9 protein-coding genes are annotated in these 8,941 nt (G+C 58.7%); 1 reads left to right on the top strand and 8 read right to left on the bottom strand.

From position 1 onward, the window contains the following. Nucleotides 1–67: 67 nt before the first annotated feature. The gene (locus WD429_RS00690; RefSeq protein ID WP_368420242.1) at nt 68–523 is read left to right on the top strand and encodes a MaoC family dehydratase; all 456 of its coding nucleotides are present in this window, start codon (nt 68–70) and stop codon (nt 521–523) included. Nucleotides 524–594: 71 nt separating this feature from the next. Here WD429_RS00690 and WD429_RS00685 read toward each other — a convergent pair whose 3' ends face one another. From WD429_RS00685 to WD429_RS00650, 8 genes are all read right to left on the bottom strand, one after another. Then, nucleotides 595–1,743, bottom strand: a complete 1,149-nt coding sequence (locus tag WD429_RS00685) for an ABC transporter substrate-binding protein (protein WP_368420241.1) — start codon at nt 1,741–1,743, stop codon at nt 595–597. Nucleotides 1,744–1,805: 62 nt separating this feature from the next. Beyond that, nucleotides 1,806–2,513, bottom strand: coding sequence for an ABC transporter ATP-binding protein (locus WD429_RS00680; RefSeq protein ID WP_368420240.1), 708 nt, complete (start codon nt 2,511–2,513; stop codon nt 1,806–1,808). Then, a complete protein-coding gene (locus tag WD429_RS00675; protein WP_368420239.1) occupies nt 2,500–3,270 on the bottom strand; it encodes an ABC transporter ATP-binding protein in 771 nt (256 codons plus the stop codon). The genes WD429_RS00680 and WD429_RS00675 overlap by 14 nt, the downstream gene beginning before the upstream one ends. Then, a complete protein-coding gene (locus WD429_RS00670) occupies nt 3,263–4,312 on the bottom strand; it encodes a branched-chain amino acid ABC transporter permease (RefSeq protein WP_368420238.1) in 1,050 nt (349 codons plus the stop codon). The genes WD429_RS00675 and WD429_RS00670 overlap by 8 nt, the downstream gene beginning before the upstream one ends. 2 nt (nt 4,313–4,314) lie before the next feature. Beyond that, nucleotides 4,315–5,178 (bottom strand): branched-chain amino acid ABC transporter permease, encoded by an 864-nt coding sequence (locus tag WD429_RS00665; protein WP_368420237.1) that lies wholly within the window; start codon nt 5,176–5,178, stop codon nt 4,315–4,317. Between the two features lie 162 nt (nt 5,179–5,340). Next, a complete protein-coding gene (locus WD429_RS00660; RefSeq protein ID WP_368420236.1) occupies nt 5,341–7,008 on the bottom strand; it encodes a long-chain fatty acid--CoA ligase in 1,668 nt (555 codons plus the stop codon). Nucleotides 7,009–7,030: 22 nt separating this feature from the next. Then, nucleotides 7,031–7,810 (bottom strand): 5'/3'-nucleotidase SurE, encoded by a 780-nt coding sequence (gene surE / locus WD429_RS00655; RefSeq protein ID WP_368420235.1) that lies wholly within the window; start codon nt 7,808–7,810, stop codon nt 7,031–7,033. Then, nucleotides 7,807–8,871: a phosphotransferase gene (locus WD429_RS00650; protein ID WP_368420234.1), complete on the bottom strand. Its 1,065-nt coding sequence runs from the start codon at nt 8,869–8,871 to the stop codon at nt 7,807–7,809. Before WD429_RS00650 ends, surE begins: the two co-directional genes overlap by 4 nt. Between the last annotated feature and the right edge of the window lie 70 nt (nt 8,872–8,941).

Here is an 8,941-nt window from a genome sequence, read left to right as displayed (position 1 = left end):
GTAAGACATCCGCCTTCCATGGCTTCTGCATCACACTCTTATAAACCATCAACTATTGGGCGCAGATATGCTTTCAGTGGAACTGAACGAGCTTGAGAACCTTTGTGGTACAACGATTGGCCACAGCTCCTGGAAAACCATCACCCAAGAGATGATTCAGGCGTTTGCGGACGCCACCGGCGATCATCAATGGATTCATGTGGATGTGGAACGTGCCCAGCGGGAGTCACCCTGGAAAAGCCCGGTGGCTCATGGGTTCCTCACCGTATCGCTGATTCCATTGCTGAATCAGGAAGTGATTGACGTGCAGGGCACCAGCGCCAGTATTAACTATGGCATGAACAAGCTGCGCTTCCCGGCTGCGGTGAAATCCGGTTCGGCCATTCGAACCAAAATGGAGCTGGTGGATGTCTCAAAGGTCGACGATCAGCGCACGCTCGCCAGCTATCGCACCACGGTGGAAATCCAGGATGAGGATAAGCCGGCGTGTGTGGCGGAAAATCTGGTGATGTACGTGGCTTAGCCGACAAAACCGGTGACGTGAAAAAAGGGGCCCGCGGGCCCCTTTTTTGTGCGACACAGGGTGCCGCACTCTCAGTCAATCTCCACCTGAACAATTTTGCCATCTTTCACCACCGCCAGGGTAGTTTCAGTGACAAACCCGCCGTTTTCGGTCACTTCGGTGACTTCATACGGGTTCTTGTTTTCGTCCATATTCTTCAGCGCATCGCCGATGGCGGCGCGGACGGTTTTCGGGTCGGTGGAATCGGTTGCGTCCATGGCTTCGACCAGGGCGTGCAGCGCCAGGTAGTTGTAGGCCGCTTCGGAGCCAGGCATCTTGTCGTACTCGGCTTTGTAGCGCTCGATGAAGTCCTGTGCGGCGTCGGTTTCATAGACGCTCAGCGGAACCACGCCGATGGCACCTTCCATCATGTCGAGGCCGCCAGCCACTTCGGCCACTTCGTCAATCTTGGCCTGGTCCATGACCATGAAGCCGCCCTGGAATCCCATCTGTCGGGCTTGCTGCACCACCAGGCCGGTGGGCTCAGAAGCACCGCCGACGAACATCACATCCGGGCCCTCGGAGATGATACGGCTGACGCCGGTGTAGAAGTCGGCGGATTTGTTGTAGTCCATGGCGTTATCAGCCACCACTTCACCGCCTTGGTCGGCCCATTCCTGTTTGACCATGGCGGACCAGATCTTGGCGTATTCGTGGGTGGCTCCGCCCATGCCGAGCTTGCTGCCCTGGTGTTCAAGGGCATACTCGGTGAAGGCTTTGACGTAGCCATCGAAGGTCGGCGGGATGCGCAGGGTCAGGCTGTTGCCTTTCTCGGTGATGCTGGGCACGCTGGAGTAGGCCATGACCAGGAAGTCGTCTTTTTCGTTGAAATCCTGCAGAGCGAAGATGCCGCCGGAGTGGGGTACGAAGACCGCCGCTACTTCCGATTCCTGCTTCAGACGCTTGGCGTTGGTAGCGGCCTGGGACGGCGAGTAACGGTCGTCCAGGGATACCAGATTAACGGTGGTTTTCTCGCCATTGAGGTCAAAGCCGCCGGCGTCGTTAATTTCGTCAACGGCCATGCGCAGACCAGACAGGGTGTTTTCCCCGTATAGGGCTGCCCCGCCGCTCAGTGGACCGGTAAAGCCGATGTTGATTTCTTCCGCCAGGGCTCCGGCGGACAGGCTCATGCCAAGGGTTGCCGCTGCGACAGCCTGGCCCAGTGTTTTGGCTATTTTCATTGTTGTCTCCTGGTTGTTGTGCGTGTCACTGAGAGTGTTACTGAGAGTATTATTGGGGGCCTTCAGGCCCCGATATACGCTTTACGGACGTCTTCATTGCCCAGCATGGTTTCCCGGTCGCCTTCCATGACCAGGCGGCCGTTTTCCATGACGTAGGCGCGATGCGCTATTTTCAGCGCCGCAAAGGCATTCTGTTCAGCCAGCAGCACCGTGGTGCCCAGGCTATTGATCTGTTTGATGGTTTCGAACATCTGCCGGACCACTAATGGCGCCAGGCCCAATGAAGGTTCGTCCAGCATCAGCAGCCGGGGCCGGCTCATCAGCGCGCGGCCGATGGCGACCATCTGCTGCTGCCCGCCGGACAATGAACCGGCAGGCTCGCTGGCCTTGTCCGACAGGATCGGGAACAGTTCCAGCACGTCGTTCAGGCGCAGTTTGTTGCCTTGACGATCCCTGCGATGCACGTAAGCCCCCATCATCAGGTTCTGCATAACGCTCATTTGCGGGAACAGTTTGCGTCCTTCAGCACACTGCACCACGCCATTGGCGACGATGGCGCTGGCTTTCATGCCGTTGAGCTGTTTGTCCTCGAAGCGGATCGTACCGGCGGCGGGTTTCACCAGGCCGCTGATGGCGTTGAACAGGCTGGTTTTACCAGCCCCGTTGGCCCCGAGCAGCACCACCAGTTCCCCGGTGTCGACGGTCATGGCGATATCGGTCAATGCTTTGAAACTGCCATAGCAGACGTCTACATGTTCAAGCTGCAGCATCTTCGTCACCTCCCAGGTAGGCTTCGATCACCACGGGATTGTTGCGGACTTCTTCCGGGGTGCCTTCGGCGATTTTCTCGCCGTGGTCCAGCACCATGATTTTGTCCGCCAGACGCATGATCATGTCCATCTTGTGTTCAATCAGGCACACGGTCAGGCCTTTCTCGTCGACCATCTTGCGCATCAGCGCGGCAAAGCCGACGGTCTCCTCGGGGTTCACCCCGGCGGCTGGCTCGTCCAGCAGCACAATCTTCGGGTCCGTCGCCAATGCCAGCGCAAAGGCTACCCGTTTGCGTTCTTCCTGGGTGATATCGGCAATGATCTGGCCGGCCACATGACTGAGCCCCACAAACTCGAGCGCGTCCATGGCTTTGTCTCGCGCAGCTTTTTCCTCACGCTGGAGGCGTTTGCTGTTGATCAGCACGTCCCACAGACCGGATTTGGTGCGCAGGCGGTGACCCACAATCAGGTTGTCCAGCACGGTGGCCTGTTCGAACAGGTTGGTGGTCTGGAAGGTTCGCCCCACACCCAGCCGCGCGACCTGGTCGCTGGGTAGCGTGGTCACGTCCACGCCATCCAGCAGAATGCGGCCGGAGGTGGGCTGGTGCATCCCGGAAATCAGGTTGAAGAAGGTGCTTTTGCCGGCACCGTTGGGGCCGATGATGGCGTTGATCTTACCCGCCTCGAATTCCACCGAGACGTCGTTCACCGCCGCCAGGCCGCCAAACATTTTGGTCAGATGTTCTACCTTAAGCATTGTTTTCTGCCTCCCGGGTCTGAGCGCTGCTCTCATAGTCAGCCTTGCCAACCTTGCTTTCCTGGCGTTTTTTCGCGGGGGCCAGGGCCTGGGATTTACGGTGCATCCAGGTCAGGAAGGACCCGGTGATGCCGCGGGGGAAAAAGATCACCAGCAGTACCAGCATCGGGCCGAAAATAATCATTCGGTACTCTTCCAGGAACTGCAGAGACTGGGTAATCCAAATCAGGCCCAACGTGCCCAGCAGCGGCCCCATGATGGTGCCAATACCGCCTACCAGCAGATAGGTGATCATGTCGAAGGTGTGGTTGATGTTGGCTTCTTCCGGACCGATAAAGCGCACCATACCGGCGTACAAGGCACCCGCGAGGCCGGCGTAGGTGGTAGACAGCACAAAGGCCAGGATCTTGTTGCGCATCAGGTTGATACCCAGGGACTGGGCCAGTTCATCACCGTTGCGGATGGCGATAAAGGTTCGCCCCAGCAAGGACTTCGACAGCCGCCCCATGAACCAGATGGCGAGCACCAGGAAGGCCAGCACCAGATAGTAAAACGGTGTGGTATCAGTGAAGTCCACCACGCCAAATCCATAAGGTGCAGCGATATCACGCACACCAATGGCACCGTGGGTCAGCTCTTCCCACTTGTCGATCAGCAGGTAGATGATGAAACCCACACACAGCGTGAAAATGGCGAAGTAGTGCTCTTTCAAACGCAGCGAAACGATGCCCACCAGAAAGCCGAGTATGGCGCTCATCGCCAAGGCCGCCACGAACGCTGGCCAGAAACTCCAGCCAAAGTCGGCGGTGAGCAGGCCCAGGGTGTAAGCACCAATGGCGAAGAAGCCCCCATGGGCCAGGTTCAGTTGGCCACAAAAGCCGGTAATGATGTTAAGACCGTAAACGGCAATCGCCCACACAAAGGCGGTGGCCATCACATAGACCTGGTACTCGTTGGCCGCGACAAACGGGAACAGCAGGGCGAAGGCCAGCATCACGTACTTGGTTGCTGGCGTCATCAACAGGGATGCGTATTTGAACATGATCAGTGCGCCCCCTTCGCGAACAGGCCTTGTGGACGGACGGACAGAATCAGCACCAACAGACCGAAGGCAATGATGTCCTTGTAGGAGGTCGAGATGTAGAAGCCACCCAGTGCCTCGGCGAAGCCGATAATCATGCCACCCACGATGGCCCCGGGGATGCTGCCCATGCCACCAAGAATGATGATCACGAAGGCTTTCATGATGACGATGTGGCCCATGGCGGGGTACACCAGGTTAATGGGGGCGTAGAGCGTAGCCGCAAACGCCGCCAGCACACCAGAGATGGCAAACGTCATCATCGCCACGCGGTTGGAATCAATCCCCACCAGGAAGGCACCTTCGCGGCTCTGGGCCATGGCAATGATCGTTGCGCCGGTCATGGTCTTGCGCAGGAACAGTTGCAGTGCGATCACCAGCGCAAACGCGCCGACGATGATCAGCAGCCGCTGCTCGGGAATAATCAGGCCATCAAAGTTGAGGATGCCGGTAAACGGCGACGACATGCGGCGGAAGTCCGAGCCCCAGAACATCTGCACCACCGCTTCCAGAAACAGCAGAATGCCGATAGCCGCGATCTTGTCGTGGATCGGCGGCGAATGCCTCAGGGGGTGGAACACCAGGCGCTCACACAGAATGGCCAGGATGGCGACCACAACCGCCGAGCCGGCCATGGCAACCCAATAATGGGCACCCAGGTCCGACATGAAAAAGTAGGACATAAATGCCCCGACCATATAAAGCGCGCCGTGGGCGAAGTTCGGGATGTGCAATATCCCGTAGACCAGGGTCAGCCCCAGGGCTACGAGACCGTAGATACTCCCCAGGGTTAACCCGTTGATGATTTGCTGCAAGAAAAGGTTCAAGTGCCCCTCCGCTGATTGTTGTTGTTGCGACTTCCAGGCGGTTTTAGGGCAGAGCTTAGTGGCTCTGCGCCTCCGTATTGAAACAATTACACCGAACGTCTCGAGTGTCAATATTTAGAACGTGATTCCGCTCTGCGAAATACGACATTGCACCGTCAGGCTTCAGGCCTTGGCTTTCCACTCCTCTTCCTGCAGCGCACGCCACATCAGCTTGCCCGTGGGTGATTTCGGCAACTCGTCAACAAATTCAATGAGTTCCGGCACTTTGTAGGCCGCCATCTGTTCCTTGCACCAACTGGCGATGTCCGCTTCCGAGGTGGTGAGGTTCGCATCCGGCGTCAGTACGATGCAGGCTTTCACCGTTTCCCCGCGCTTGGGGTGCGGCGAGGAGATGATGCACACTTCATGAATCGCCGGGTGCCGGTACATCAGGCCTTCCACTTCCGAAGGCCAGACTTTGAAGCCCGAGGCGTTGATCATGCGCTTGACGCGATCGACCATGAAGAAGTAGCCCTCTTCGTCGTAGTAAGCCAGATCACCGGTGCGGAAGAAGCGTTTGCCATCAAGCTCCACAAACGACGCCTCGGTTTCAGCGGGACGGTTCCAGTAACCCTGGGTTACCTGAGGGCCATGAGAGACAATCTCCCCCACTTCACCCGGGCCTTTCTCCTCCAGGGTTTCGAAGTCAATGATGCGGCTGTCCACATCAAACACCGGTATGCCGAGGCACTGGGGCTTGGGGTGGTCAGACGGGTTGATGTGAGTGGCCGCCATGGTTTCCGACAGGCCATAACCCTCGATGTAGTCCAGCCCGGTCATGGTCTTGAGCTTGGCCGCAACCGACTCCGGCATGGCTGCGCCGCCACCGCCAATGGTGTTGAGACTGGTCAGGTCGTACTTGCCGATGTCGGGGTTGGACAGGAAATCCACCGCCATGGTGACGATGTTGGTCCAGCCGGTGACCTGATACCGTTCAATCAGCCGCGCGGCGGTGGTGCGGTCCCAGCGGGTCATGATGACAGTACTGGAGCCGCTGTAGATCGGGCTGTTCATTGAGCCGGTCATGCCGGTAACGTGGAAGAACGGCAGGGTGGCCAGTTGCACGGTGTTCGCCGTGCTCAGGTTCCAGAACGCACGATGCACCGCCGTGGCCATCACGCTGCGGTGGGTGTGCATGCAACCCTTGGGCGCGCCGGTGGTGCCGGAGCTGTAGGGAATAACCGCCAGGTCCTCCGGGCCGGCAGTGTGCGCCGACGGTGTTCGATTCTCCAGCAGCGCCTGTTCCCAGGTCACCACGCCCGGCACCTCTTTCGACCAGGCCGGAGCGGCAACTTCCGCGGGCAGGTCCAGGTCGGTGTCCTGACTGATGTAGGTGCTGTATGACGCCACCACCACTTGCTCAAGATCCGTGGTTGCCAGCAGCGGCGCAATAAACCCGGCCAGCTCCTGACCCGCCAGGCACAGGTTCGCGCCAGTATCGGCCACGTAATGCTCCAACTCGGCGGCACGGTTCATCGGATTCACCGGAATCACCACCGCATCGGCACGCAGAATGGCGTAGTAGGCAACCACGTACTGGGGCGAATTCTGCATGTACAACAGCACCCGATCGCCCTTCTTCACACCCTGGCTTTGAAGGTAGCCCGCCATGGCTTCGACTTCGGCCAGTAACTGCCGATACGTCATTGGGGCGTCGTAAAAAATGATCGCGGTCTGATCCGGATAACGCAGCGCGGAAATTTCCAGGTTGGCAAACACACTGGTGTGCGGCAGCGTCATGCTCTTTGGCAGCTCTTTCGGCCAGACGGCGTGGTGGCGAGTAAATGTCATTGTTGTGATCCCCCTATTCGGTTCAGTGAGCCGCAGCTGCGGCCAGATCAAAAACGTCCGTGCCGCCGGGCAGAGAGTCCCGGTGGCGCAATGGTGTAATAGCGATAGCCTTGTCCCGCAGCACGCTGACATCTTCATCCGGCGCGACAATATGGCGGGAACTGCGATCAAACCCCAGCCACCAGTAAGGCAGGCTGCGGGCGTCCTGCCCGGCCAGCAGCCGTGCACGCTGAATGGAGCCGCTGGACTGTTTGCACAGTCTTGCCTGTGCAATGGCGGCTGCCTCGCAGGCCGGGAAATTCACATTCCAGGCGCGGTTCTGCCCAGGCTGCCAGAGCTTGCGCACCACGGCCTCCCCGAAGGTCGACACCGGTGACCAGTCCACGCCTTCGCGGCTCATAAAGGCCTGGCTCAGGGCGATGGCCGGTATACCCATGTGCTCGGCACTGAGCACCGCCCCGACGGTGCCGGAATACTGCACCGAGTCGCTGATATTGGCTCCACAATTGACCCCCGACAGCACCAGATCCGGCGGCGTTTCGCCGAACCACTGGGCCAGCGAGTACAACACGCAGTCCGCCGGTGTGCCGGAAACCGCATAGCGCCGATCGCCCTGCTCATACACCCGCAACGGATCGTGAATCGAAATGCTCTGACCGGCACCGCTACGATCGTGCTCCGGTGCCACTACCCAGACTTCCTCTGCAAGGTTGCGGGCAATCTGCTCGAGCACTTTCAGACCCGGCGCGTTGATGCCATCGTCGTTGGTGATCAGAATGCGTTGAACAATCGGCTCGTTCATGACCGCTCCCCCTCACTCGCAATCCGCCAGCCGGCCTCCGCCAGCAAGCTGGCGCGTTTGCCCACCTGCAGCGCATCGGCGTTGGCCGCGTTGCCATCCAGAGCACGCTTGTAAACCCCTTGCACAATGGCGGCCAGCCGGAACAATGAAAACGCCAGAAACACATGCCAGTCGGCGATGCCGTCGCGACCGGTCTGTTTGCAGTAACGGGCGATGGTTTCCTGCTCATCGGGAATGCCCAAGGCTTCCAGATCCTCGCCCTGCAGCCCTCGCATCCCCTCCATATCCGACGGCAGATGATAAGGCAGGCAGTAATAGGCCAGATCCGCCAGCGGATGGCCCAGCGTCGACAGTTCCCAATCCAGAATGGCGATCACCTCGGGCTTGCCCGGTGCCAGCATCAGATTGCCAAGCCGATAGTCACCGTGAGCAATCGCGCACTCATCAGTAGACGGCAAGTTTTGCGGCAGCCATTCCATAAGCCTGTCCATGGCCGGCATGTCGTCAGTTTTCGACGCCAGGTACTGCTTGGTCCAACGGGACACCTGGCGCGCCACATAGCCCTCTGGGCGGCCGTAATCACTCAGGCCGATGGCGTTCACATCCACCGAGTGGAGTGCTGCCAGGGTGTCGATAGCTGAAAGATGAGCGGGCATCCGCTCAGAGCGATCCAGCGCCCGCAACGCCGGATGACTGACAATCCGACCTTCCAGATAGTCCATGACGTAGAACGGTGTGCCGATGACCCCGTTGTCTTCACACAGTGCCCGTGTTTTCGGCACGGGTACGTTAGTGTGTTCGGACAGCGCACGCATGACCTTGTATTCCCGCTCAACCATATGGGCAGAAGGCAACGTCTTTCCGGGTGGTTTTTTGCGCAGCACGTATTGCCCGCTATCGGTATCCAGCAGAAACGTCGGATTGGATTGACCGCCCTGGAATTGTTTCACGTTCATCCTGGCACCAAAGCCATCGATAGACTGCTGAAGCCAATCGAGAAGTTGCGCTTCATCGAATCGGTGGGCTGGCAGTACGTCTACCAACTCTGGAGTCATACTCATTGTTTATTCATGCCTTCTTTATTAAGTCACGGCCCGCAGAAAAGTTTGATAGCCGGCGGGTGGGGGTGCC

It is taken from the genome of Marinobacter sp. (assembly GCF_040904845.1).
Lineage (GTDB): Bacteria > Pseudomonadota > Gammaproteobacteria > Pseudomonadales > Oleiphilaceae > Marinobacter.
Note: the sequence above shows the minus strand (reverse complement) of the source record. Positions and strands in the feature narration are given on the sequence as shown.

Coding starts and splice junctions, on each gene's coding strand:
- WD429_RS00690 (WP_368420242.1), top strand. CDS start 68: ATGCTTTCAGTGGAACTGAACGAGCTTGAGAACCTTTGTGGTACAACG.
- WD429_RS00685 (WP_368420241.1), bottom strand. CDS start 1,743: ATGAAAATAGCCAAAACACTGGGCCAGGCTGTCGCAGCGGCAACCCTT.
- WD429_RS00680 (WP_368420240.1), bottom strand. CDS start 2,513: ATGCTGCAGCTTGAACATGTAGACGTCTGCTATGGCAGTTTCAAAGCA.
- WD429_RS00675 (WP_368420239.1), bottom strand. CDS start 3,270: ATGCTTAAGGTAGAACATCTGACCAAAATGTTTGGCGGCCTGGCGGCG.
- WD429_RS00670 (WP_368420238.1), bottom strand. CDS start 4,312: ATGTTCAAATACGCATCCCTGTTGATGACGCCAGCAACCAAGTACGTG.
- WD429_RS00660 (WP_368420236.1), bottom strand. CDS start 7,008: ATGACATTTACTCGCCACCACGCCGTCTGGCCGAAAGAGCTGCCAAAG.
- surE (WP_368420235.1), bottom strand. CDS start 7,810: ATGAACGAGCCGATTGTTCAACGCATTCTGATCACCAACGACGATGGC.
- WD429_RS00650 (WP_368420234.1), bottom strand. CDS start 8,871: ATGAGTATGACTCCAGAGTTGGTAGACGTACTGCCAGCCCACCGATTC.